Origin of the sequence: Streptomyces toxytricini (genome assembly GCF_014649915.1) — a bacterium.
GTDB lineage: Bacteria > Actinomycetota > Actinomycetes > Streptomycetales > Streptomycetaceae > Streptomyces > Streptomyces toxytricini.
This window is the reverse complement of the sequence record NZ_BMTY01000014.1, coordinates 126,496-149,773: the sequence shown is the minus strand read 5'-3', so window position 1 is coordinate 149,773 and position 23,278 is coordinate 126,496. Positions and strand designations below refer to the sequence as shown.

Annotated in this window: 20 protein-coding genes and 1 pseudogene; 10 read left to right on the top strand and 11 right to left on the bottom strand. The window is 72.8% G+C overall.

The genetic code is table 11. The features are described 5' to 3' along the window. Positions 1-43: 43 nt before the first annotated feature. Positions 44-739, top strand: a complete 696-nt coding sequence (locus IE170_RS19380; protein WP_189810669.1) for an HD domain-containing protein — start codon at positions 44-46, stop codon at positions 737-739. 183 nt (positions 740-922) lie between these two features. Then, complete coding sequence (gene rph / locus IE170_RS19375) at positions 923-3,535, top strand: rifamycin-inactivating phosphotransferase (RefSeq protein ID WP_189810668.1); 2,613 nt, start codon at positions 923-925, stop codon at positions 3,533-3,535. Positions 3,536-3,789: 254 nt separating this feature from the next. On the opposite strand, the gene IE170_RS19370 is transcribed toward rph, so the two are convergent. From IE170_RS19370 to IE170_RS19355, 4 genes are all read right to left on the bottom strand, one after another. Beyond that, positions 3,790-3,993, bottom strand: a complete 204-nt coding sequence (locus IE170_RS19370; protein ID WP_189810667.1) for an EF-hand domain-containing protein — start codon at positions 3,991-3,993, stop codon at positions 3,790-3,792. A gap of 327 nt (positions 3,994-4,320) precedes the next feature. Continuing rightward, complete coding sequence (locus IE170_RS19365; protein WP_189810666.1) at positions 4,321-4,818, bottom strand: hypothetical protein; 498 nt, start codon at positions 4,816-4,818, stop codon at positions 4,321-4,323. Between the two features lie 223 nt (positions 4,819-5,041). Next, positions 5,042-5,677 (bottom strand): VOC family protein, encoded by a 636-nt coding sequence (locus tag IE170_RS19360; protein ID WP_189810665.1) that lies wholly within the window; start codon positions 5,675-5,677, stop codon positions 5,042-5,044. 265 nt (positions 5,678-5,942) lie between these two features. Continuing rightward, positions 5,943-6,470 carry a PadR family transcriptional regulator gene (locus tag IE170_RS19355; protein WP_189810664.1) on the bottom strand — a complete coding sequence of 176 codons (528 nt, stop codon included), beginning with the start codon at positions 6,468-6,470 and terminating at the stop codon, positions 5,943-5,945. Between the two features lie 132 nt (positions 6,471-6,602). On the opposite strand from IE170_RS19355, the gene IE170_RS19350 reads away from it, so the two are divergent. Beyond that, the gene (locus IE170_RS19350) at positions 6,603-7,361 is read left to right on the top strand and encodes an alpha/beta fold hydrolase (protein ID WP_189810663.1); all 759 of its coding nucleotides are present in this window, start codon (positions 6,603-6,605) and stop codon (positions 7,359-7,361) included. A gap of 103 nt (positions 7,362-7,464) precedes the next feature. Here the strand turns inward: IE170_RS19350 and IE170_RS19345 are convergent, their stop codons facing one another. The 3 genes and pseudogenes from IE170_RS19345 to IE170_RS19335 all read right to left on the bottom strand — a co-directional run bounded on the left by IE170_RS19345 (position 7,465) and on the right by IE170_RS19335 (position 10,174). After that, the gene (locus IE170_RS19345) at positions 7,465-8,028 is read right to left on the bottom strand and encodes a hypothetical protein (protein ID WP_189810662.1); all 564 of its coding nucleotides are present in this window, start codon (positions 8,026-8,028) and stop codon (positions 7,465-7,467) included. A 382-nt stretch (positions 8,029-8,410) separates the two neighbouring features. Continuing rightward, positions 8,411-9,013 (bottom strand): annotated as a pseudogene (locus tag IE170_RS19340) (methyltransferase domain-containing protein); the annotation flags it as partial. A gap of 579 nt (positions 9,014-9,592) precedes the next feature. Next, positions 9,593-10,174 carry a TetR/AcrR family transcriptional regulator gene (locus IE170_RS19335; protein WP_189810661.1) on the bottom strand — a complete coding sequence of 194 codons (582 nt, stop codon included), beginning with the start codon at positions 10,172-10,174 and terminating at the stop codon, positions 9,593-9,595. A 99-nt stretch (positions 10,175-10,273) separates the two neighbouring features. On the opposite strand from IE170_RS19335, the gene IE170_RS19330 reads away from it, so the two are divergent. The 4 genes from IE170_RS19330 to IE170_RS19320 all read left to right on the top strand — a co-directional run bounded on the left by IE170_RS19330 (position 10,274) and on the right by IE170_RS19320 (position 11,672). After that, the gene (locus tag IE170_RS19330; protein ID WP_189810660.1) at positions 10,274-10,723 is read left to right on the top strand and encodes a VOC family protein; all 450 of its coding nucleotides are present in this window, start codon (positions 10,274-10,276) and stop codon (positions 10,721-10,723) included. Between the two features lie 67 nt (positions 10,724-10,790). Continuing rightward, entirely contained in the window at positions 10,791-10,916 is a 126-nt protein-coding gene (locus IE170_RS33210; protein ID WP_263406991.1) for a hypothetical protein, read from the top strand. Positions 10,917-10,955: 39 nt separating this feature from the next. Continuing rightward, the gene (locus IE170_RS19325; RefSeq protein WP_189810659.1) at positions 10,956-11,225 is read left to right on the top strand and encodes a hypothetical protein; all 270 of its coding nucleotides are present in this window, start codon (positions 10,956-10,958) and stop codon (positions 11,223-11,225) included. 195 nt (positions 11,226-11,420) lie between these two features. Further along, positions 11,421-11,672 carry a hypothetical protein gene (locus IE170_RS19320; protein ID WP_189810658.1) on the top strand — a complete coding sequence of 84 codons (252 nt, stop codon included), beginning with the start codon at positions 11,421-11,423 and terminating at the stop codon, positions 11,670-11,672. Between the two features lie 237 nt (positions 11,673-11,909). Here IE170_RS19320 and IE170_RS19315 read toward each other — a convergent pair whose 3' ends face one another. From IE170_RS19315 to IE170_RS19305, 3 genes are all read right to left on the bottom strand, one after another. Continuing rightward, positions 11,910-12,347 (bottom strand): SMI1/KNR4 family protein, encoded by a 438-nt coding sequence (locus IE170_RS19315; RefSeq protein WP_189810657.1) that lies wholly within the window; start codon positions 12,345-12,347, stop codon positions 11,910-11,912. Between the two features lie 99 nt (positions 12,348-12,446). Further along, positions 12,447-14,306 (bottom strand): vWA domain-containing protein, encoded by a 1,860-nt coding sequence (locus IE170_RS19310; protein ID WP_189810656.1) that lies wholly within the window; start codon positions 14,304-14,306, stop codon positions 12,447-12,449. Between the two features lie 697 nt (positions 14,307-15,003). Next, on the bottom strand, positions 15,004-15,681 hold the full coding sequence (locus tag IE170_RS19305; RefSeq protein WP_189810655.1) for a TetR/AcrR family transcriptional regulator: 678 nt from the start codon (positions 15,679-15,681) through the stop codon (positions 15,004-15,006). A 120-nt stretch (positions 15,682-15,801) separates the two neighbouring features. Here IE170_RS19305 and IE170_RS19300 point away from each other — a divergent pair, with 120 nt between their 5' ends. Further along, the gene (locus tag IE170_RS19300) at positions 15,802-16,923 is read left to right on the top strand and encodes a serine hydrolase domain-containing protein (protein WP_189810654.1); all 1,122 of its coding nucleotides are present in this window, start codon (positions 15,802-15,804) and stop codon (positions 16,921-16,923) included. A 72-nt stretch (positions 16,924-16,995) separates the two neighbouring features. On the opposite strand, the gene IE170_RS19295 is transcribed toward IE170_RS19300, so the two are convergent. Next, positions 16,996-18,204 (bottom strand): serine hydrolase domain-containing protein, encoded by a 1,209-nt coding sequence (locus IE170_RS19295; RefSeq protein ID WP_189810727.1) that lies wholly within the window; start codon positions 18,202-18,204, stop codon positions 16,996-16,998. A gap of 359 nt (positions 18,205-18,563) precedes the next feature. Between IE170_RS19295 and IE170_RS19290 the strand changes: the two genes are divergently transcribed. Then, positions 18,564-18,782 carry a hypothetical protein gene (locus tag IE170_RS19290; protein WP_189810653.1) on the top strand — a complete coding sequence of 73 codons (219 nt, stop codon included), beginning with the start codon at positions 18,564-18,566 and terminating at the stop codon, positions 18,780-18,782. A 311-nt stretch (positions 18,783-19,093) separates the two neighbouring features. Next, positions 19,094-23,116 (top strand): nSTAND1 domain-containing NTPase, encoded by a 4,023-nt coding sequence (locus IE170_RS19285; RefSeq protein ID WP_189810652.1) that lies wholly within the window; start codon positions 19,094-19,096, stop codon positions 23,114-23,116. Positions 23,117-23,278: the final 162 nt, after the last annotated feature.

The following is a 23,278-nucleotide window of genomic DNA, read 5'->3' as shown; positions in this document are numbered from 1 at the left end:
CGATCAAGAGGTTCCCCGCTGTCACACATGAGGAGTCGCTGCGATGGCTGTCCCCCTGCCTGCCGTCTACGACGCATTCGACCTGCCCCGCACGGAGCTGGCCGCCCAAGCCCTGCGCCATGCCGAGGACGTGGAGCCCGAGGTCATCTTCCGACACAGCGTGCGCAGCTATCTCTTCGCCCGGGCGCTCGCGGACCACGACGGCATGAAGGCTGGAGAGGACTTCGACGACGAGCTGGTCTTCCTGAGCTGTGTCCTGCATGACCTGGGGCTGTCCGAACAGGGCAACGGAGACCAGCGGTTCGAAGTCGACGGTGCGGATCTGGCGGCGCGCTTCCTTCGTGAGCGCGGCACCGATGAGGGTGCGGTGACGGTGGTCTGGGACGCCATCGCCCTGCACACGTCGGTGGGCATCGCCTCCCGCAAGGGGCCGGAAGTCGCACTGGCCCATGCAGGCATCACGGTGGACGTTCTGGGCCTGGGCAGGGAGAGCCTCCCCGCGGGCTTCGCCGACCGCGTGCACGCCGCGTTCCCGCGCACTGATCTCGCGTACGAGATGACGGACCTGATCACCCGCCAGGCTCTGGCCAACCCGGCGAAGGCCGGCCCGCTCAGCTTCCCCGGCCAGCTCCTGCGCCGCCACCTGCCGCCCGGCGCGCTGCCCGACTGGTACGACCTGATCGCCGAGGCCGGCTGGGGCGACCGGCCGCCTGCCCACCCGGACACTCCCACCGCCTGACGGCATCCCGTGGTAGGACCGATGCCGCGGTGCCCCGTGCCGCGGCGGGCCGGAAACGGCAATGGCAAGGAGAGTGCTCTCCTTGCCGCTCTCAACTTATAGCGCACCCCGGGGCTTGCCGCAAGGCCCCGGGCAGGGCGCAGAATCGCTGCCCGAGCCAATGACCGCCCAGGAGGCAGCGCAGTGAACGAGCAGTACGTGTGGAGCCTTCACGAGGTGGACGAGACCCGGACCGCGACCTTCGGCGGCAAGGCCGCACACCTGGGCACGCTGTCCCGCATCGAAGGGGTCCGCGTGCCGGCGGGCTTCTGCGTGACGACCGAGGCCTTCCGGCGGATCGTCGCGCAGGCACCCTCGGTCGGCGACCTGCTCGATCGGTTGTCGCATGCGGACCCGGACGACCGGGAAGCGGTCCGCGCGCTCAGTGCGCAGATCCGCCGGACCATCGAGGAAACCGCGGTGCCGGACGACCTCGCGGCGGCGATCACCCGCGCACTTGCCCGCTCCGGCGAACGGGCCGCCTACGCCGTCCGGTCCAGCGCCACGGCCGAGGACATGCCGACGGCCTCCTTCGCCGGCCAGCACGACACGTACCTCAACGTCGTCGGGCCGACGGCGGTCCTCCGGCACATCAGCCGGTGCTGGGCCTCGCTGTTCACCGAGCGCGCCGTGGCCTACCGCCGTCGCAACGGCATCGACCACCGTACGGTCCACATGGCCGTGGTCGTGCAGCAGATGGCCTTCCCGCAGGCGTCCGGCGTCCTGTTCACGGCCGACCCCGTCACCGGCAACCGGAAGGTCGCCACCATCGACGCCGCATTCGGCCTCGGCGAGGCGCTGGTCTCCGGCCTGGTGAATCCGGACGTCCTCAGCGTGCGCGACGGCAGGATCGTCGCCCGGAAGATCGCCGCGAAGCAGCGCGCCCTGACCGCCCGGCCGGCCGGCGGCACGCACGAGGTGGCGGTCCACCCGGAGGAGCAGGAGCAGCCGGCGCTGACGGATGCGCAGGCCCTGCGGCTGGTCGAGCTCGGACGGCGGATCGAAGCGCACTTCGGCCGCCCCCAGGACATCGAATGGTGCCTGGTGGACGACGGCTTCCGGATCGTGCAGAGCCGGCCGATCACGACGCTGTTCCCCGTACCGCAGAGGGGCGACCGGGACAACCGCGTCTACGTCTCCGTCGGCCACGCGCAGATGATGACGGACCCCATGAAGGCGCTGGGGTTCTCCATGTGGCAGCTGACGGCGATGGTGCCGATGCACGAGGCCGGCGGGCGGCTGTTCGTGGACGTCACCCAGCGCCTGGCCTCGCCCGCAAGCCGTGCCGCCCTGCTGGACGCCCTCGGCAAGGGCGACCCGCTGGTCAGGGACGCCTTGGAGACGGTCCTCGACCGCGACGGCTTCGTTCCCCCGCTCCCCCGGCCGGCCCCGGGAGCGGGCGGGCCGCCGCCGGGCGGTGGCGGTGCGCCCGAGCCCGTCGAGACCGATCCGGCCATCGTCGCCGACCTGATCGAACGCAGCCGGGCCTCCCTTGCCGCCCTGGAACGCGACATCCGGACGAAGAGCGGACCGGCGCTGTTCGACTTCCTGCCGGAAGCCTTCGAGGAGCACAAGCGCCTCCTGAGCGATCCCCTGAGCATGCAGGCGATCATGGCGGGCATGGAGGCCACGTGGTGGCTCAACGACAAGCTCGAGGATTGGCTGGGAGAGAAGAACGCCGCCGACACGCTGACGCTGTCCGCCCCCGGCAACATCACCTCGCAGATGGGACTGGCCCTCCTCGACGTCGCGGACGTCATCCGCCCGCTGCCGGAGGTGGTGGCGTACCTGCATGACGTGCAGGACGACGGCTTCCTCGAGGAGCTGGCGAAGCTCCCGGGAGGGCCCGAGGCACGCGACGCCATCGAGGCCTACCTGGACCGGTACGGCATGCGCTGCGTCGGCGAGATCGACATCACCCGGCCCCGCTGGCGCGAATGCCCCGGCGCGCTGGTCCCCGTGATCCTCGACCACGTGCGCACCTTCGCACCGGGTGCCGCCGAACGCCGCTTCGAGCTGGGACGGCAGAAGGCGCACAGGAAGGAACAGGACGTGCTGGCACGCCTGCGCGCCCTGCCGGACGGGGACCGCAAGGCCGACGAGACCCGGCGGATGATCGACCGGGTCCGGACCTTCATCGGGTACCGGGAGTACCCCAAGTACGCCATCGTCAGCCGCTACTTCGTCTACAAGCAGGCCCTGATGCGGGAGGCCGAACGCCTGGTCAAGACGGGCGTGCTCGCCGAGCGGGAGGACGTCTTCCACCTCACCTTCCAGGAGCTCGACGACGTCGTGCGCTCCGGTCGGCGGGTCGACCCGCGGCTCGTGCGGCAGCGCAAGGATGCGTACCGGGCGCACCTGGACCTCACCCCGCCCCGGGTGCTCACCTCGGACGGCGAGGCCCTCACCGGGTCCTACCGCCGGGAGGGCGTCCCGGCCGGTGCCCTGGCCGGCGTGGCGGTCTCGGCCGGGACCGTCGAAGGGCGGGCCCGGGTCGTCCTCGACATGGCGGACGCCGAACTCGAACCGGGCGACATCCTGGTCACCGCCTTCACCGACCCCAGCTGGTCGCCGCTGTTCGTGCGGATCGCGGGCCTGGTGACCGAGGTGGGCGGCCTGATGACCCACGGCGCGGTGATCGCCCGGGAGTACGGCCTGCCGGCCGTCGTCGGCGTGGAGCGGGCCACCCGCCTGATCCGGGACGGCCAGCGGATCCGCGTGCACGGCGCAGACGGGTACATCGAGATCCTCCCCTGACCGGCCCCACCGGGCGCACCGGGCGTGGCCGGCCGCGGGGTCGTGTGCGGAGGTGCGCGGTGCCGGTCCACCGGGACCACGACGGGGCCCGCCCCGACGGCGTCCAGCCGGACGAGGCCGCGGCCGCGGCCTGCGGTCGCCGACGTCCTGCGCCAGGTAAGGGACGGCCCGTCACGGCAGTGCCTGGGCAAGCCGCCTTTCGCAGGCGGCTTGCCCAGGGCGCCTTGGGCTTGCGCGCACGCGCGCGCCTGCCGCTACTTCAGCAGGGTGCGGAACTCCTCGAAGTCGAGGACTCCGTCGTGGTTCGCGTCGGCCGCCATGGCCTTCTTGACCTCTTCGGCAAGGTGCCCCTGAGCGCCCTCGGCCTTGAACCCCTCCGCCAGCTCGACGATGTTGATCCGCCCGTCGCCGTCCGTGTCGATCTGATCGAACAGCGCCCTGAGCTCGGCCTCGTTCACGACATACCCCTTTCACGTTCCCAGGCCCCGAAGGCCCACATGCCCCACTACCCTGCCACACCATCGACATCGTGCCTGCCGCCGAGCACGGCGCCGGCTGCCACGGCACCGGCCGGGAGGCAGGAGACCCCCCGCAGGCAGCTCGGCCGGACTCCCCTTCAGCGGCGCAGCAGTGGTGTGGAGGCAGGGCATTCCTCGCCGGCGATCGTCGGCGTGGCGGATGCCGCACACGGTCCGGTCCCGGCCAGGCGGAACTCGGAGTCCGCCGAAGGGACCGCTGCGGCATGGTCCTCCTGTCCGGTGCGGGGGCCGGGCGCCCGTGGCGGATCACCAGTGCCGGTGGCGTCCGATTTCGTCGGCGGCCGACTGAGCGAAGCCCGCCACGTTCCGCGGGCAGCGCCAGGAGGATCCGGGGCCGGTTCCGGCGCCGCGACCGTCGAGGTCCTCCCAGGTGTAGTCGGATTCACCGGCCAACAGTGACAGCCACACCTCGAAGGACTCCAGGTGCGCGTCCAGGTCGTCGTCGCACGGGTGGCTCTCGTGGTGGCACACGGTCTGCCCGGCGCCGGGGTCAGAGGCGGCGGCCGACAGTGCCGCCACGACCTGCCGTGCGACGTCCGGGTCCGCGTCACACGACGTGTGGGCGTACGTCCACACGAGGCCCAGGGTGTAGAACGCCGTCGTCTCCGGATCACGCGGGCGGACGGCACGTGCCTCGTCGAGTCGCTGCACGCACTGCAGCAGGGTCTCGTCGTGCTCCCCGAGGAAGTACCCCTGGTATATCGACTCCCAGTCGTCCATCACGTCGCGCGCATCATTGATCATGATCGTAGGAGACGGTCAGCAGGAGGTTCCGGTTCCCGGTGGCATGCTGCAGCGCGCTGCGACCGTCGGACCCGGCCCTTCGTGCACCTGCCGCTGGGCCACGGGCGCCAAGCGGGCCCGGCGCGGCTGCCACCTCGGCGGCGCGCATCGTGAAGCGGTAGGCGCTGTCCTCTCCATCGCCAGGAGACCACAGGCCGCCGCCCCGCGGGCGGTTGGAGCTTGGTCAGATCGTGACCGGGCCGTTGGCGGTGGCGAACTCGACCGAGACCAGGCCCGGTTCCTCGTCCTCGACCCAGGTGACGTCGATCTGGTCGAGGGGATGGTCGGCCGGCTCGCCCAGGAATTCGGCGATGGAGGCGGCGTCGCCGGCGATGGAGAGCCCGTGGATGGTGGTGGAGGTGCGCGGGTCGGCGCTCGGGCGCTCCTCGCTGGGCACCAGCCACTGCAGGAAGTAGGGCAGTTGCGGGTCTTCCATCAGTTCCAGCAGGCCGATCTGCTTCCAGCGCAGGTCGAACCCGTCGGGGCGGACACGGTGGCCCTCGGCCGCGGCGCGGCCGAGACGGTCCTCGATCGGGGTGATGTCGTCGACGCCGACCACCCATCCGAGCCAGCCGCCGCCCTCGGCAGCGCGGCGCGCGACCGCCCGGCCGAAGGGTGCACGGTCGGCGGCGGGGTGGTCGAGCGTGGTGACGACCTCGACGTAGGTGCCGCCGCTCAGCGGCAGGATGAAATTGCGGGTGCCGAATCGCGGGTGCACGCCGCCGTCGACGAACCCGGCGCCGAGGGCCGATCCGATCCACTGGACGGTCGAGACGAAGCTGTCGCGGGCCACCGCATAGGACACGTGGTCAAGTCGCACTGCGCCATCATCGCCCGACAGCCCGCACACACCCGGGCGCCACGCCCGCCGCGCGGGCCGTGTCCGCCGTGGATTCGGTCGTGGAGCGGATCGATTCGGCCCGCGCACGGCTGAAGTGCCGAGCCATCGACGGACACGCACACGCCGCCCGGTTGCGGGTGCCCCGGCGGATCGGCCGCTTCCGGACCACGCCCAACGCGGTCCTGGCCGACAAGGCGTATGCACCCCGGGGACCGCCACCGCCTTGTGATCCCGAGGGGCGGCCTCAGACGCGCTCGAGGTCGGTGAGGGTGGTGCGCAGCCAGGCGAGTTCCGCCTGGCTCGTCGCGCGGGCGATCGTGAGGATGCCTTGGCGGAAGCGGTCGTCGAGGTCCTCCGCGCGCAGAGGGTGCTCGCCGGCATAGAAGAAGCTGGCCGGTTCCTCCAGGAAGGCGAGGCGGCGGCGCAGGACGGAGGCTTGGGCTGCCGGGTCGTCGAGGTGGCGCAGGAAGGCAAGGAGGGTGAACCAGCGGTTCTCGTCGGTGATGTCGGGTCCGTCGGCCGCGGCGAGGCGGCGCAGGAGTTCGTCCCGGCCGGCCGGGGTGAGCGTCAGGACCTGCCGCGGGGCGGCGGCCGGGCCCGGCTGTGTCTCCCGGACCAGCAGGCCGGCTTTCTCCAGGCGCTTGATCGCCGGATACAGCGTGGACTCGCCGACCGGGCGTACGTGGCCGGTGAGGGCGGTGATGTGTTTGCGCAGCTGGTAGCCGTGCAGCGGGGTCTCGTAGAGGAAACCGAGGATGGAGAGTTCCAGCATGGCGTCATCTTGCCTCATACCCTTCCACGCCGTCGCAGTACTCCGACAGCGCATTACTACGTTGACGTAGTACTGTGGCAGCTAAGTGTGGAGAAGGTCGCTGCGAGGGTGTGGCGGGGAGAGGGGTGGACGGTGCGCGAGGCTCCAATCGATGGGCAGGGCAGTGTGATTCGGTGGACCGAGTCGGTCGGCAAGGGGCCGGCGGTGGTGTTCGTACACGGCTTGGGGGCCGCCTCGACCGTGTATCACGCCCACATTGCAGGTCGCAGTGAACTGGCCGGGCGACGGATGCTGTTCGTGGACCTGCCCGGGCACGGCATCAGCGACCGGCCGGCCGAGTTCGGCTACCGCCTGGAGGACCATGCGGACGCCTTGGCCGCAGCACTTGACGTGGCACAGGTACGCGGTGGCGTGGTCGCCGGGCACAGCATGGGCGGCGCGGTCGCCATCGTCCTCGCCCACCGCAGGCCGGACCTGGTGGGGCGGCTCGTCGTCACCGAGGGCAACCTCGACCCGTTCCCGCCGCCGACGGCGGGCAGCAGCGGCATCGCCTCCTACACGGAGGAGGAGTTCGTACAGGGCGGTGGGTTCGCCCGCGTGCTGGAGCGCGTCGGACCCACCTGGGCGGCGACCATGCGCCTCGCCGACCCGCTTGGCCTGCACCGCTCCGCCACCCATCTGGTGCGGGGAAGCCGCCCCGTGATGCGGGAGATGCTGCAGGCCGCTCGCATGCCGCGCACGTATCTGCAGGGCGAGTTGAGCGGTGATGTGGTCGGCGCGGGCGGGCTGCGGGCGGCCGGCGTGGACGTCGTGACCATTCCCGGAGCCGGCCACAACGTCATGTTCGACGCTCCGGCCGCATTCGCACGCGCGGTCGCGGCGGCGGCGTGAGGCGGCCCTCCGGGGGGGCCGCAGCACATAGGCCCGGGGGGCGTTCCGGCCCGGCCAGCACCCCCGCGGAGCTGCTCGAGCCGGCCAGGCGGGGCGGGTGGTGCTACTCGGCGGCCTTGGCGCAGGTCACCTTCGCGAACTTCGAGGTGACGGTGTAGGTGTCGTTGGGGACGCCGGTGAACTCGAAGAACCCGTCCTGGATGGTTTGCGTGGTGTTCAAGACGGTGCCAGAGCTGTTCTTCAACGTGACCGTCTCCGCCACCGGGAAGCCCCTGCCGGACACTCCGTAGGTCGTTCCCGGGCCTTTGGTCACGGTGCACTTGATCGCAGCTTCCTCGTCCGAAACGAACTTCGGGCAGGTCGCCCTGGCGCGGCGTCCCGCGGCGCTGTAGGTGTCGTTCGGCAGTCCCGTGACCTCGAAGAAGCCTCCGGTGATGGCTCTGGTCGTGCGTACCGTGGTGCCCTGTGAGTTCTTCACGGTGACGCGTTCGCCGGGCCTGAATCCTTCGCCCGACACACCGAACGTGTTGTCGGGGCCTTCCGAGAGGAAGCAGGTGGCGCCGGGTGCGGCTCGTTCCGCTGGGTGCGCCGTCGTTGCGGTGACGGCTGTCCACCCGCCGAACGCCACGGCAACCGCAACCGCGGTGGATAGGGTCTTCCTTCGCATGAGATGTCCCTTCCCTCGGCTGAAGGCAGTCGCTTCACCCGAAGAGGGCCTCGTTCACGTACGTTGTCCACGCCTCGCGGAGGAATGGTGGCGGTGAACGAGCCTTCAGCGCGGCGGGCCTCAGAGCCGCCGCGTGAGGGTTCGGGCTCGGGTCCCGCCGGTTGGTGTGGGGAGTTCAGCGCCTTCGGCTTCGGCATGCAATGGAGTTGCCGACGATACGTGGAGGTCCGTGAACACCCGCGCCCCCAGGGGTGGCGTCCGCCCGCTCCCCCCACTATTCCACTGGGCTGGACGGGCCGCATGTGGGCGTGGTCGGTGATGCCGGGGAGGGTACCGGAGGACCTCCTGCCGCCTGCCCCGAGCCCCGCCGGCCGGGCCCGGTCCGGGAGTTTTCGCGGTGGTAGCGGCCGCCGTCGCCGTCGCGGGTGAAGCGATGCGAGACGAGCACCTGCTCGACCAGCTCGAAGGTGTCGAAGCCGAGATGCTGCCGAGAGACGTCGAACGGCACCGCGACCCGGCCGGGCGGCAGGAGCCGCAGCGGCGGCACCCCCGGCCCGATGACGAACCGGCCCGCCGGGCTCCGGATGCCGTGCGGCGTTGCGGAAGCACTCGACCTGCTCGTCCTGCGTCAGCAGGTTCGCGATGGTGTCGTAGACGAGGTAGACCAGGGTGAACCCACCGGAAACGACCGCGGTGGCCATGTCCCCGATGACTACCGGGAGGGGGTCGTCGATCTTGCGCCGCAGCACCGCTGCCATGTGCTCGGACGGTTCGATGCGCACCACCGGCACACTCGTTCCCGGAGCGGGACTCCCACCCGGCCGGTTCCGATGGCGAACTCCAGCGCCCGGCCGTCTCCGGCGGGCTCGGCGAGGAAGGCGAGGGTCGGTTCGAGGACGGCAGCCGAGGACGCCTCGGCTTCCTCGGCGTCGTAGCGGTCGGCGGTCGCGCGGGTCCACAGGCTGTCACGCGTGCTCAGCGCCATGAGTACGGGCACAAGGTGACCTGAGTACGATGGCCCACGCGCAACAGCGCCGGAGCCGCTTGGCTGGAGCCATGCACCGAACAGCCCCCGGAACAACCACCGGCAGCAATGCAGCCCCCGCCATCGACGCCGTACCCATGTGGACTACGGCCGTAACGGCGGCACTGGTGCCGGTCGCCTTTCTCTTCGGCGGTCTGGCCCCTATGGCCGGCGAGGCTCACCCTCGGACCGTGGCCGTCGTCACTGCCTGCTGGTGGGCTTCCTGGACGGTCACCCCCGTCCTCGTGGTGGCCTCCCGACTGGCTGCTCGGCGCCCGGTTGTCACCAGGGTTCGCCGTTGGGCGGGGCTCGTCGCGCCGGTGCCGCCAGTCGTTACGGTCTTGTTGACCATGGGGTTGTGAGCACCCCGCTCGCGATCCCGCATACCCGACGCAGCGGCGTGAGCCTGGAGTGGCCCGCGGCCGTCGATACGCGAGCAGCGGGTGGTCCGGGCCGGGTCTCCTTGCTCCTCCCCCGCCGCGCGCCGTGCACCCTGCGGGCCGGAGGGGCAGGGCGAGGAGGGGGGATGCCTGGTCGGGGTCAGGTCGTGGGGCGCAGGCCCGTCAGGAGGCGGTCGAGGGCCTGCTCGGCGGCTTCGGCGTTTCCGCCCTGCGCGATCCAGAGCGCGGCCTCGTTCATTGCCCCGGAGAGGAGTCGGGTCAGGGGCTCCACCGGCTGGTCGGCGATGATGCCGGCGGAGGCGAGTGCCGTCAGGGCGTCCGCGAGGTGGCGGGCGGAGGCCTCCTCGTCCATGGCCCGCCACTCGTCCCAGCCGAGCACCGTCGGCGCGTCGAGCAGGAGGATCTGCCGTACCGCGGGGTCGGTGCCCGCGGACAGGAAGGCCCGGCAGCCGGCCCGGAACTGTTCCCAGAGGTCCACGTGCTGCTCGGCTGCTGCCGCGACCCGCTCGCCCAGTTCCTGCTGGACCTCGCTGACGACGGCCCGGAAGAGCCCGGCCTTGCTGTCGAAGTGGTGGTAGGCGGCGCCCTTGGTGACGCCTGCGGCCCGCGCCACCTCGGCCAGCACCACGTGGTGGTAGCCGTCGGCGGCGAACTGCCGTCGCCCTTCCGTCAGCAGTGCGCGCCGCGTGGCCGCGCGCTGTTCCGCTCGGCTGACCGTCATTGACGGACACCGCCCTTCCCCATTGACATACCGAGGGTATGCTAGCGCTATGATTCACATACCCGGGGTATGTGAAATGAGGATGGGAGACCCACTGCCATGACGGACGAGCGCACCACCCTGCCCGCGGCCGAGCTGGGCGGCTTCTACCCGGTGCTCGCCACCCGGGACGTGGCGGCCGCCCGCGACTTCTACACGAGCCACTTCGGGTTCGAGGTGACCTTCGCGGCGGACTGGTACGTCAGCCTGCGCCGCCCCGACGCCCCGCAGTACGAGCTGGCCCTCCTCGACCACACCCACCCGACCGTCCCGGAAGGCCACCGGGTCGCGCTCCAGGGCGGCTTGCTGCTGAACTTCGAGGTGGACGACGTCGACTCCGAGCACCGGCGGCTCGTGGCCGAGGCCGGCCTGCCGGAAGTGCTGCCGCTGCGCACCGAGGAATTCGGCCAGCGCCACTTCATCATCGCCGCTCCGGACGGTGTGCTGATCGACGTCATCACCGTCGTGCCGCCCAGCGGGGAATACGCCGCCCAGTACACCGGCGTCTGACGGTCGGGCCGGGCCTGGCGCCAGCCGTGCTTTCGGCCGCTGCTTGGGCATCACCGGCGGGGCGGGCGTGCTTCCGCAGTCCCTGGAGGAGCTGGACGAGCACACGAAGGTCCACGACGGAAACGGGCCGAACGACGCCCCGCGCGTCGTGTTCGAGACCCCGTGGAGACACTGGACCGGTTCGACGAGCTGACGCAGAAGCGCAGCCGGGTGGAGATCTTGGGAGGCAGAGTTGTTGTTCCGCAACGACGAGGAGCTGGACGTGACGGTCGTCGCGGTCGCGTCGGTGGGCGCGAAGGTGGAGGTGGAGGGAGCCGAGGGCGTCTTCGGCTTCATCGACCAGGTCAAGCACCCGTCGTGGTGGGATGCCGAGGTGGCCCCGCCCCAGGCCGGTGACAGGCTGCACGTGTGCGTCCTGGATGCGACGCGGGAACCGTTCCCGCGGTTGAGCGCCCTGCAGGACGACATCGCCATCGCGCGGCGCCGGCGGGGGGACGCCTGACGTTCGGCCGAGTCACCGCGCGGATCGATCCGGCCGCGCGCAGTGTGGCACGCGGTGGCACGGGAGCCCCTTGAGGCGCGTCCCCTCGCGGACGTGTTCTGTGGTGTCGTACCGAAGTGGCCTGGTCGCGCTCTGCCGGGTGGCCCGAAGTGCCGTCACCTTCGAAGGGGAGACAAGTCGAGCGAAAGGTACGCCTTGGCCACGTCCGCAACGCCCTCACCGCGCAACACGTTGACCGCCTGGCAGGGCCGGATACTGCTCCGCTTCGTCGCACTCGTGCAAGGCACACTGGCCCGCCACCCCTTCCGGCCGGATGTGGCGCTGCGCAACGCCTCCATGCGGGCGGCACACAGGTGCGGCGTGTCCAAGTCCGACCTGATCCGCGCCACAGGACTGACGGGGCAGACCGTCACCAAAGCCCTGGCCGGCAAACCCACACCCGAGTAGCCGACCCACCGAAGCTGCGCGCTCCTCGAGGATCAGGGGCCAAGCGGCCCAGTGGACAACAGCCGAGGGCGGCTGTCCGATCAACGGTGGCGGCTACTCCGTCCGCAGCCGCCACACGGAGCGAGGCGCAGGCTCCGGCTGCCTGCTTCGGCCCCGACGACTGCCACGGCGTCGCCCGGTCGCTGCTGCATCTGATCGAGACAGGGCAACCGGCCCGGTCCCCCTGGGGACGCCCGGTTACAGGGGGCGGTACCAGTCCGTGCCCGGGTGGGTGAGGGCGTTGCGGAGGAAGGGTTCCAGGCGGGGAGCGATCCAGGTGCGGCTGTCCGTTTCGTGGTCCCAGACGAACACGTCGTCTCGGCTGGGTGTGCGGACGAACGCGAACTGGTCCCCTCCCCCGTTCTCACCGAAGAACACGAGCGGCTCGAACGGCATGTAGAGGGAGCGGAACGAGGGCTCGCTGCGGAAGGACAGGTTCGCTTCCAGGATGCGGGTGATTCCCCAGACGACCTCTGTGCCGTACTCGTCCGAGACCCCGTTGCATTCGAGGAGGAGGTCCCGCAGTGCCGTCGGCAGGGGTTGGTCGAGGACTTGTTCGGCGCGTGCCAGGTGTGAGGGGTCTGCCGGAGGAGAGGGGGTCGCCCCGTCGTACTCGGATATGGTCTTCAGCCACATTTCGGCTTCTCGTTTCGGAGGGGTGGGCCGGCGGGGGCATCGTCCCCGTCGGCACTGCGGGGGGGGGCCGTGTGTGGTGGGTCTTCGGCCGCAGCGGGGTCAGGGTGTTCTGCGGCGTTTCACGGCGTAGAAGGCGGCGCCGGCGAGGACGAGGGCTGCTGCGCCGATGCCGACCGGCAGGGCGAGCTTGGCGAGGGGCGAGTCGTCGTTCGCCGGGGCGGCCGCCTGGCTGCCGGTGGGGTTGGCGCCGGCCGGGGCGGGGCCCTGGGCCGCGTCGTCGCCGAAGTGGAACACCGGGCCGGTGTCGGCACTCGGGGTGCCGGAGACGTCCACGGTCAGCGAGATCGGGACCACGATGCCCTTGGCTTCCTTCTTGGGCTCGGCGACCTGCGCCTGGATGTAGTACGTGCCGGGAACGTCGTAGCCCTTGGCATCGGAGCTGCCGGCGCCCTCGCCGGTGATCTGCCACGGGCCGCAGACCCGCTCGATACGGCCGGTCCTGCCGGCGAGGAGCTCGGTCGCGCCGGCCTTCTTGTTGCACTCAGCCGCCTCGCGCTTGGCGTTGTAGACGGTGAGGCCCCACCCGGTGGTGACGGAGGTCGGGAAGTCGGCGGGGACCTCCACACCGGCCTTGACCGTCAGCTTCTGGCCCGCCTTCAGTTCCACTCGCCAGAACGGGGCTTCCCCCACGGCGATGGACTGGCGGTGCGTACCCGGTCCGATCGGGGTGGCGCTGTTGAAGGAGAACCCGCCCTCGGCGTCCGCACCGGTGCGGGGTTGCGGGGTGCGGGCGCCGGTCTCCCGGGTCGACTTGTCGGCGATGCCGACGAGGAGTTCCACCTGCATCGGCTTGTCGCCGGCCTTGGTCACGCTGTTCTCGACCACGATGCAGCCGGTGTCGTCCGGGGCGGGCTTGTCCTCGCCCGCGCCGGGCTTGCTGCGGCCGCCGGTGGTGATGATGTTGGCCCATCCCATCGACTGGTCGAACTCGCGCAGCCAGTCACGGGGCTTGCCGCCCTCCTCCGGGGGGCCGGCCGCGACGGCGATGAGGGAGCCTCGGTCGTATCCGTCCTCGGCCACGGCGGTGGCGCTCACCTGGAGCCGCTGGTCCGGGCGCTTCTTCACCCTGTAGTAGAGGTCGCGTCCCCCGGTGAACTTGTCCAGGTACTGGCCGGGCGCGACCAGCGGGGCGTCCCGGCAGCCGCCCGGCGAGCCCTCGACGGGCTTTCCGGTGGCGTGGTAGGTGCGCCATTCCTTGCGGAAGAGGGTGGACAGGTTCGCGGTGAGCGAGTCTGCGTCACCGGCGTCCGCGTACGACCCGCCGGTCACATCGGCTATGCACTTGAGCTGCGAACGCGCCGAGGAGGGGGTGCGGAAGCCGATCACGTCCACGGCGAGGTCGACGCCCTGGGCCTTGAGTTCACGGGCCACGTCGCACGGGGGCGGCGGCGCGCAGGTGTCCTCGCCGTCCGAGACGAGGATGATGCGGCGCTCGCCGCTCGGGCCGAGGTCCTTGGCGGCTTCGCGGAGGGAGACCCCGATCGGGGTGAAGCCGACCGCCTTGAAGCCGGCCACCTGCTTCCTGGCGTCGGCTCGGGCGGTTTTGTCCATCGGGGTGACCGGAAGGACCTGCTGGGTGTCGGCGCAGCCCTGCTTCTTGTCCTGGCCGGGGTAGGTGGCGCCGTAGACGCGCAGGCCCAGGGGGGCCTGTTCCGGGGCGGTGTCGATGATCCGGGTGACCGCCTGCTTGGCGGCGGCAAGGCGGGTCTGCCCGCCGGCGTCGTTCTCGTTCATCGAGCCGGACAGGTCGAGGACGAGGTCGATCCGGGCGGGGGCCGGGGCGTTGGGCGCCGGTGCCGCCGGGGTGGCGCCGGCTGTCGCCGAGGGCGCGAGGAGGGCGCCGCCGAGGGTGAGCGCGGGGAGGGCGGCGAGCACGCGTCGGCGTGGTCTCGGATGCATGAAGGTGGTCTCCAGGGGTTGTCATTCGGAGAGTCGGGGACGGGAGGGTGGTGCGGAACTCGACCTCTTTGACGATAAGCATGTGCGAACGGTTCCAACCTTGCCTGGAAGCAGGCCACTTGCGTCCCGGGTGCGGCTTGCTGGGCGATTGGTGCCGTTTGCAGTCGTTGGTGTCGCTTCTCGGCCCAGGTGGGGGCCGGGATCGCTGCACGCCTGACTGCTTCATCGGGATGCCGGATCGGTGGTCGGCTGGTCGGATGCGTACGCGCCCTTGCCGATTACTGGTGCGAAGTACCGGAGGAGAGCCCGGGGCGGTGTCGGCGCCAGTGGCCAGTGGCCGGTGTCCACGGTCCGGCCGGCCTCCAGGCCGATACGGCCGCGGAAACCGCCCTCGTTGCGCGTGACCGTGATCGGGGGCCGTCGGCCGTCCTGCGGGAATTCGTCGTGGAAGCCGTGCAGGTCGTTCGGGGCGTATGTCAGGTCGCGGGGCGGATGCAGAGCCCGTCCACGTGCTCCCGCCACGCCATGACGGCGCGCGGCGCCTGCCGGGAGGAGTTCCCGGCGCTTCCGGCGGGCCCCTCCACCGGACGGCCGCGTCGCCTTCGGACCAGGTCAGCAGAAGGTGCGGGCCGATGGGCGTCACCGGGGGCTCTCCTTGCCGTCACGCGGGCCCCTTGCCGGCGGGCGCGCGCCGTCGTCAAGGGGTGGGGGCGTCGCCGGTCGGGGGGAGGGTCGTTTCGATGTGGGCCAGGTGGGCCGCCAGGATTTCTTCGAAGGCTGCTCGGCGGTCCGCACCCAGGGGGGCGACATCGCGGGCGAAGTGGGACAGGGCGGGGAAGCGGTCCGGGTCGGCGCCCAGGACGGCCACGCGGAAGAGTTCCATGCCCTGTTCGTACTCTTCCGGGGTGATGGTGCTGACCCCGGCCTCGGAGGCGATCAGGGCGGCGATGAGGACGGCGAGGCGGTGGTAGCGCGCCGGGATCTCCTCGTCTGGGAGGCCCGACGCGCGCAGGGCCTGCAGGACCTCTTCCATGACCAGGCGGGAGCCGGCGCCCCCTGAGGCGTACCGGCCCCAGACCGCGGCGAGTTGGGGCTGCCGGCCGAATGCCTCCCGCATACGCAGGGCGAGGGCGGTGAGGCGCTGCTTCCAGTCGCCTTCGGCGCGGTAGCCGTCCATGGATTCGACGAGGATGCGGTCGGCGACCGCGCGCAGCAGTTCCGTCTTGCTGCGGAAGTGGCGGTAGAGGCTGGAGGAGTCGGTTCCGAGCGTCGCGGCGAGTTTGCGCAGGCTGAACGACTCCGTGTCCGTGGTGCGGAGCAGGTCTGCTGCCGCGTCCAGGATCTCCTCGCTCGTCCAGCGCCTTCGGCCTGCCATGCCGCCCCTCTCGTTCGTCACGGCGAGTTTAGCCTATGCACTTGGCGTTGCACGCGGTGCGTGCATACTGGGGTGCGTAAGCGGGGACCCGGCTCTGAGGCAACCGAAAGGACGTGTGTCGTGAGGAAGTCACTGGATCCGGCGGCGCTGGACGCCGCCGTCGAGAACGTCCGCCGCGCCGGGGTGCCCGGCGTGTTCGCCGAGGTGCGCGAGGGCGGGGAGGTGTGGCGTGGTGCCGCCGGGGTCGCCGATGTGGAGACCGGGCGTCCCGTCTCCGCAGCCATGCGCCACCGGGTCGGCAGCATCACGAAGACCTTCACCGCGGCCGCGGTGATGAAGGAGGCCGAGGCCGGCCGGATCGGGCTCGACGCGCCGATCGGCCGCTACCTGCCGGGGCTCGTTCCGGGGGCGCGCGGGGAGGCGATCACGGTGCGGATGCTCATCAACCACACCAGCGGCCTCGCCGAGTACTTCCCGTACGCGTTCCCGTCCTTCAAGGCGTTCCCCGCCCTCGCGGACACCCGGCCCGACAGCCTGGAGGACCACCGGTTCACGCGGTTCGACCCCGTCGAGCTGATCGGGATGGGGGTCGGCGCGCCGCCCGCCGGGACCCCGGGTGGTACGCCCGGGGTGTACTCCAACACCAACTACCTGCTGTTGAGCCTGCTGCTGGAGCAGGTGAGCGGCGAGAGCGCCGAGCAGTGCATCACCCGGAACGTCATCGAGCCCGCCGGTCTCCCCGACACCGGGTTCCCTGCCGGGCCGGAGGTGGACGGGCCGCATTCGCGGCTCTACGAGGCGTGGTTCGGGATGCTCGAACCGCCACGCGACTTCAGCGTGTACGACATGTCGTGGGTGGGGCCGTCGGCGTCGCTGGTGTCGACCGTCGCTGACCTGAACCGGTTCTACGCCGCGCTGCTGGCGGGAGAGATCGTCAGCCCGGCGTCGCTGGCGCAGATGCAGCGGACCGTTCCCGTCGTGTCCCAGGAGCAGAAGACCGTCCCCTACGGCCTCGGCCTGCACCCGGTGGAGGGGCCGCACGGGCAGGGCACGTACTGGGGCCACGGCGGCACCGTGTGGGGCGGCGGGACGCTCGCCGCGATCCGGGACGACGGCGAACGGCAGATGGCGGTCGCCGTCAACCTGCAGCGGTGGAACCGGCTCGACGCCGCCGGGACGCCGCAGCCGCACCCCGTCGACCGCGCGCTCGCGGCCTTCCACCGCCTGGCCATGTACGGCTGAGCGGGCGCGGGTGCGGCCGGTGGTGCTCCCCCGCCCCTGCGGGGGAGCACCACGTCATACTGCGGCCCGCCGTCAGCGGTTCTCGCGGATGTCGGCTTCGGCCCGCGGGGCGGTGAAGTCGTGCTGGGCGGACGGCGCCGCCGAGCGTGCGGTCGGGCCCGCCGGGGCGGGCTTCTTGCCGCAGAAGGCCGCTTCGAGGGTGCCGCCGAGCGCGGTGTTCGCCGCGCCGCGGTTCGAGGTGTTCGCCATCGCGCTGAGGCTGCGGCGGCCGTCGCGGGTGGTGAACGCGTAGGTGTAGAAGCCCTGCACGGTGCCGGTGTGCCCGTACACGGAAGTGCCGCAGGTGAGGTCGTAGCGGCGCAGGCCCAGGCCGTAGAAGCGGGTGTTCGTCGCGTCGGTCGGGGTCATGGTGAGCATCGCGTCCAGCGTGTCCGCGGGCAGCAGCCGGCCGCCGAGCAGGGCCGACATGAAGGTGGAGAGGTCGGCCTCGTTCGAGATCATCGCGCCGGCGGACTGGGCCCAGGAGACGGTCTGCTCGGTGGAGTCGACCAGGGGTGCGCCCTCTTCGTCGGGGTGCAGGTAGCCGCGGGCGTGGCGGCCGTTGATGGCCGTCGACGGGTGGACGTACGAGGTGTTCTTGAGCTTCAGGGGCTTGATGATGCGCTGCTCGTACGCCTTGGCGACGGGCTTGCCGGTCAGCTTCTCGATGAGCATGCCGACCACGACGAAGTTGGTGTTCGAGTAGCGGTACGCGGCGCCGGGCTCGGTCGTCCGGGGCTCGCTCAGCGAGAGGTCGACGAGCTCCTGGTAGGTGAAGACGCGGTTGCGGACGGACTCGAAGCCGGGGACGGTCCGCTCGAACATGGCGTTCGTGTAGTCCGACAACCCGCTGCGGTGGCTGAGGAGGTGGCGCACCGTGATCCGGTCGTCGGGCAGCACACCGGGCAGGTGGGCGGTGACCGGGTCGTCCAGGCGTATCTTGCCTTCCGAGACGAGCTGGAGCAGGACGACGGTGGAGAACGTCTTGGTGACGCTGCCGATGCGGAAGCGGGAGGCGGGATCCATGGCGGCGCCCGTGGTCCGGTCCTGGACGCCCTCGGTGCGGTGCTGGACGCCGCCGGGGCCGGTGAATCGGGCCATGGCGCCGGGCGCGCCGGCGGCGAGGGTGTTGCGCAGTGCCTGCGATATCCCCTCCAGGTCCGGGGCGGGTGCGGGCGCCGCCGCCGGGCGGGCGGGGGCGGGCGGGGCGGCCACTGCGGCGGACACCGGGGTCACCGTCATGGCGACGGCGAGTGCGGCGGCACCGAGGGTGAGGCGTCGGTCGATGGTCAGGCGCACGGTTCTCCTCAACTGGTCGTGAAAGGGGGCCGGTTCGCAGGCGGACCGGCCCCGGACGCCGAGCCTACTCAAGATCGACAAAAGGTGCGGCACCCGGCCCGGTGCGGCCGTCGCCGGGCCGGACGGACCCGGGCGGGAACTCCCGGCGGCGGGGTGCCCGTCCGGTCACTCCGCGTGGTCGGACGGGGCGGGCCCACCCTCCCCTGGGGTCACCCACATGGCGTAGTCGCGCGCGCTCTCGGGTGCATCGTGCAGTCAGTCTTGGAATGACCCGAACGGGTTAATCCCGAGAGGAGCAAGCCATGCGCGTTCGACGACTGCTCGGCCTGGCCCTCGCCTCGCTGGCGTTGGCCGGGACGGGCGTCACCGTCTCCCACGCGGCCTCCGCGGCCGCGCCCCAGGTGTCCTGGGGCGACTGCAAGTACGGCGGCGGCGCACCCGTGAAGCACAGCAGCGGCTACTGGTACTGCCAAGGCGGCACGTACGACGGCCAGCGCATCTACGGCAGCACCGGCTACTGACCGACCAGGGACGCCCCCGGGTCGCCGGCTCACCCGCCGGCGGCCCGGGGGCGGTGCTCCTGGCCGGTGTGCGCAGGAACGCTCGCCGGGGCGCGCGGGGTGTACGGAAAAGAGACCGGTTCGCGGAGAGCGCGGGGCGGCGCTGCGGCGGTGCGTGCAGGATGCCTGCGCATGTGCCCCACCGACACCGTATCCGCGGAGGCGCGATGGACCGTTCACCACAGCCGTTACCCCCGCCCGACGCCGGCCCGGCGGCAGCGGGGGAGCCGCCGGCGCCGCCCGGCCCGACGGGTCCGCCCGACGCTCCGGCCGTGGGGCCGTCGCCGCGGGAGGAGTTCGCATCCGATCTGACCCGCCTGCGGGAGGAGGCCGGCCTGACCGTGCGGGTGCTCGCCGCCCGGGTGGAGTCGCCCGGCGCGCACACCACGATCGGCGGCTGGCTGGCCGGTCAGAGCCTGCCGTCGCTGGGTTCGCTGCCGCTGTTCCGCCGGGTGCTGGAGGAGCTCGGCGTCAAGGATCCCGAGGAGGCCGGCCGCTGGCTGGAGCGGCTGGCCGACCTGCGCCGGTCCCGCACTCCGCGGGCCGCCCGCGGCGTCGTCCCGTACCGGGGGCTCGCCCGCTTCGAGGAGCACCACGCGGACTGGTTCTTCGGCCGGGACCGGCTGCGGGACGCGGTCGTGGAGCGGCTCCTCGCCGACGGGCCGGACGTCCCCCACCTCCTGGTCGGCGCCTCCGGCTCGGGCAAGTCGTCGCTGCTGAGGGCCGGGGTGCTGCCGGTGCTGCGGGCCGGGCACGGCTTCGTGCCCTGCCTGCCGGCCCCGGGGCGGGCTCCCGCGTCGGAGCTGGTCCGGGCCGTACGCGCCCTGACGGGCGGAGCGGACGCGGTGCCCGACACCCCGGCCGGGCTCGCCGCACACCTGCGGGAGTGGGCGGAGCGGCGGGGCGTCCGGGTGCTGGTGGCCGTGGACCAGTTCGAGGAGGTCTTCACGGTCTGCCGGGAGCCGGCCGAGCGGGAGCGGTTCCTGGCCTTCCTGGCCGCGCTCCCCTGCACCCGCGTCCACGTCCTGGGCGCGCTGCGCGCCGACTTCTACGCGCAGGCCCTCCAGGAACCCGAGTTGGCGGCCGCCCTCCAGCGCGGGCAGATCGTCGTCGGGGCGCTCACCACCGACGAGATCCACAGCGCCGTGCACGGGCCGGCCGCCCGGGCCGGGCTCGCCGTCGACGAGGGCTTCGCGGACCTGCTGGTCGCCGACCTGCGGGACTCGGGCGCCGGCGGGCTGCCTCTGCTCTCGCACGCCCTGCTGTCGACCTGGGAGCGGGGCCGCGGCAGCGTCCTGACCATCGCGGACTACCGGGCCGGCGGCGGGATGTCGGCGGCGGTCTCGGCGAGCGCGGAGGAGGCGTACGCCGCGCTCAGCGACAGCCGGCGCGCCCTGGCCCGGACGCTGTTCCTGCGCATGGTGACGGTCGGGGACGGTGTTCCCGACACCCGCCGGGTGCTGCCGCTGCCCGGCTCCTCCTCCCCCGCGGACGAGTGGTGCGGCGCGCGCGCCGAGGAGGTGTACGAGGTGCTGGAGTGCTTCGTCGACCGGCGCCTGGTGGGGCTGGACGGCGACGGCGCCCGGATCACGCACGAGGCGCTCCTGACGGCCTGGCCCCGGCTGCACGGCTGGATCGAGGCCGACCGCGCGGGGCACCTGGTGTGGCAGGACCTGGCGCGCGACGCGGAGCGCTGGCGGTCGGCGGACCGGGAGTCCTCGCTGCTGTACCGCGGCATGCGGCTGGCGCTGGCCGCCCGGTGGGCCGAGCAGAGCGGCCATGCCGGTGAACTGACCCCCACGGAAGGCGAGTTCCTGGCCGCGAGCCGGTCCGCGGAAGAGCAGCGGGCCCGCCGGGAGCGGCAGCACGCCCGGCGGCTGCGGCGGCTGCTGGTGCTGCTGACGGTCCTGGCGACCCTCGCGGGCTGTCTGGCCTCGGTGGCGCTGGTGCAGCGGCGCGATGCCGAGCAGCAGCGGAGGACGGCGCTGTCCCGCCTGGTCGCGGCCCGCTCGGAGCGGCTGCGGGGCAGCGACGTCGCGCTGGCCGCGCAGTTGAGCCTGGTGGCGTACCGGACCGCGCCCACGGCGGAGGCGCGGGCGGCGCTGACGGACGCCTCGGCGATGCCCGCGGTGACCCGGCTGCTGGCGTTCCGCGGGGTGGTGCAGGCGGTTGCGCTCAGCCCGGACGGGCGCACGCTCGCGGCAGCGGGCCTGGACCGCACGGTCGCGCTGTGGGACCTGCGGGACACGGCGCGGCCGCAGCGCCTGGACGCACCGTCGCCGCCGTTTGCGGACACCGTGTACGCGCTGGCGTTCAGCCCGGACGGCGGGCTGCTCGCTGCGGGCGCGGGCGACGGGACCGTACGGGTGTGGGAGCCGGGCCGGGGCGCCGCCGCGCCCGGCGCCTCGGGCCAGGGCGCCGGCGCGGCCGGGAGCTCGGTGGCCGGCGGCGCGGACGGGAGCTCGGGCCGAGGCGCCGGCGCGGCCGGGAGCACGGTGGCCGGGGGCGCGGCGGCCGGGGCTGTGCTGCCCGGGCCCTCGTCGGCCGTGTACGGGCTGGCGTTCGCCCCGGACGGGGCCCGGCTGGCCGCCGGGTCCGCGGACGGCGGGGTGTACGTGTGGGAGCGCGCCGGGGGCGCCCGCCCGGCCGCGTCCGCCCCCGGCGCGGGTACGGGCGCCGGCGGCTTCGGGCCGGCCGTCCGGCTCGGCGGCTCCGACCGGCCCGTCCACTCGGTCGCCTTCCGCTCCGGCGGCCCGGCCGTGCTCGCGGCCGGCGGGGCGGACGGGGCGGTCCGCCTGTGGGACGCCTCCGGCAGCGACCGGCCGGTGCCCTTCGCGGAGCCGCTGGCCGGGGCCGCGGGGCCGGTGCTCGGGCTGTCGTTCAGCCCGGACGGCCGGCGGCTCGCGGCCGGCAGCCAGGACCGGTCCACCCGGCTGTGGACGGTTCCGGGCGCCGGGGACGGCGCGCCGCCGTCCCCCGACGTCATCGCAGGCGCCCCCGCGGCCGCGGACGGCCCCGCCAGCTACGTGAACACGGTCGCGCACAGCACCGACGGGCGGTGGCTGGCCACGGGCAGCGCCGACAACCGGGTGCGCCTGTACGACGCCGCCGGCCGCACCCCGCTCGGCGTGTTCCCGCACCCGGGCCCGGTGACCTCGCTGGCGTTCCTCCCCGACGGGCAGGGAATGGTCAGCGGCGCCGCCGACGGCACGGTACGGATCTGGCGGCTGCCCGCGCGCCCCCTGCACGGCGTACAGGGCACCGTCAACGCCGTGGCCTACAGCCCCGACGGGAGGCTGCTTGCTGTGGCGGGACGCGAGGTGCACCTGTGGGACGTCCGCGATCCGTGGCTCCCCCGCCCTGTGGGCCGGCCCCTCCCCAATCCGACGGGCTATTCGGGCACGCTGTCCTTCACCCCGGACGGCCGCACGCTGGCCGTGGGCGGCCGCGACGGCAAGGTGTGGCTGTGGGACACGAGCCGTCCCGAGCAGGCCGCGCCGCGCGGCGAGCCGCTCGCCGGCGGCACCGGAACCATCCAGTCCGCGGTTTTCTCGCCGGACGGCGGCACCCTGGCGGTGGGCAGCGAGGGCCGTACCGTCCGGCTGTGGGACACCCGGGACCCGGACCGGCCCCGACAGGCGGGCGAGCTGACCGAGCCGACGAACTTCGTGTACGCGGTGGCGTTCAGCCCGGACGGGCGGCGGCTGGCCGCGGGCACCGTCGACAAGCAGGTGCTGCTGTGGCGGCTGCCGGAGGGCGGCGCCGCCCCGCGGGCGGAGGCCGTGCTCCAGGGGCCGGGGAGCTATGTGATGTCGGTGGCGTTCAGTCCGGACGGGCGGACGCTCGCCGCCGGCACCGGCGACCGGGACGTGTGGCTGTGGAGGTTCGACGGCACGGCGGACGGCGGGCGTCCGGTGAGCACCGGCCCGCCGCTGACCGGTCCCAGCAGCTACGTGTACGCGCTCGCTTTCGCCCCGGACGGCGCGACCCTGGCCGCGGCGAGCACCGACAGCACCGTCTGGCTGTGGGACACCTCCGGCGCCGGGCGTGCCGGGGCGCGGCCGCCGCAGGCGCGGGCCGTGCTGAGCGGCCTCGGCGGCAAGGGGTACGCCGTCGCGTACAGCCCCGACGGACGCTCGCTGGCGGCCGGCGGCTCGGCCCCGGCGGCCCTGGTGTGGAGCACGGGCGCGGAGGACGCCGCCCGGCACGTCTGCGAGCGGGCCGGCTCGCCGATCACCCGGGCCGAGTGGGCGTCGCTGCTGCCCGGTCTGCCGTACGCGCCGCCCTGCCGCTGACGCACGGGCTGTACGGAGTTGTACGGAGCGGCGTCCGGACCCGTCCGGCCTGCGGCGGAGCCCTTCCGCCGGGCGGGTCCGGACGGGCTTGCTGGTTGGGCGCCGCCGGGTCACCGAGCAGTGCCCCGGCGGCGGCTTTGACCTCCACGACGCGAAGGAGCA

Coding starts and splice junctions, on each gene's coding strand:
- IE170_RS19380 (WP_189810669.1), top strand. CDS start 44: ATGGCTGTCCCCCTGCCTGCCGTCTACGACGCATTCGACCTGCCCCGC.
- IE170_RS19365 (WP_189810666.1), bottom strand. CDS start 4,818: ATGATCAATGATGCGCGCGACGTGATGGACGACTGGGAGTCGATATAC.
- IE170_RS19355 (WP_189810664.1), bottom strand. CDS start 6,470: ATGCTGGAACTCTCCATCCTCGGTTTCCTCTACGAGACCCCGCTGCAC.
- IE170_RS19345 (WP_189810662.1), bottom strand. CDS start 8,028: ATGCGAAGGAAGACCCTATCCACCGCGGTTGCGGTTGCCGTGGCGTTC.
- IE170_RS19335 (WP_189810661.1), bottom strand. CDS start 10,174: ATGACGGTCAGCCGAGCGGAACAGCGCGCGGCCACGCGGCGCGCACTG.
- IE170_RS19330 (WP_189810660.1), top strand. CDS start 10,274: ATGACGGACGAGCGCACCACCCTGCCCGCGGCCGAGCTGGGCGGCTTC.
- IE170_RS19315 (WP_189810657.1), bottom strand. CDS start 12,347: ATGTGGCTGAAGACCATATCCGAGTACGACGGGGCGACCCCCTCTCCT.
- IE170_RS19310 (WP_189810656.1), bottom strand. CDS start 14,306: ATGCATCCGAGACCACGCCGACGCGTGCTCGCCGCCCTCCCCGCGCTC.
- IE170_RS19305 (WP_189810655.1), bottom strand. CDS start 15,681: ATGGCAGGCCGAAGGCGCTGGACGAGCGAGGAGATCCTGGACGCGGCA.
- IE170_RS19295 (WP_189810727.1), bottom strand. CDS start 18,204: ATGACGGTGACCCCGGTGTCCGCCGCAGTGGCCGCCCCGCCCGCCCCC.
- IE170_RS19290 (WP_189810653.1), top strand. CDS start 18,564: ATGCGCGTTCGACGACTGCTCGGCCTGGCCCTCGCCTCGCTGGCGTTG.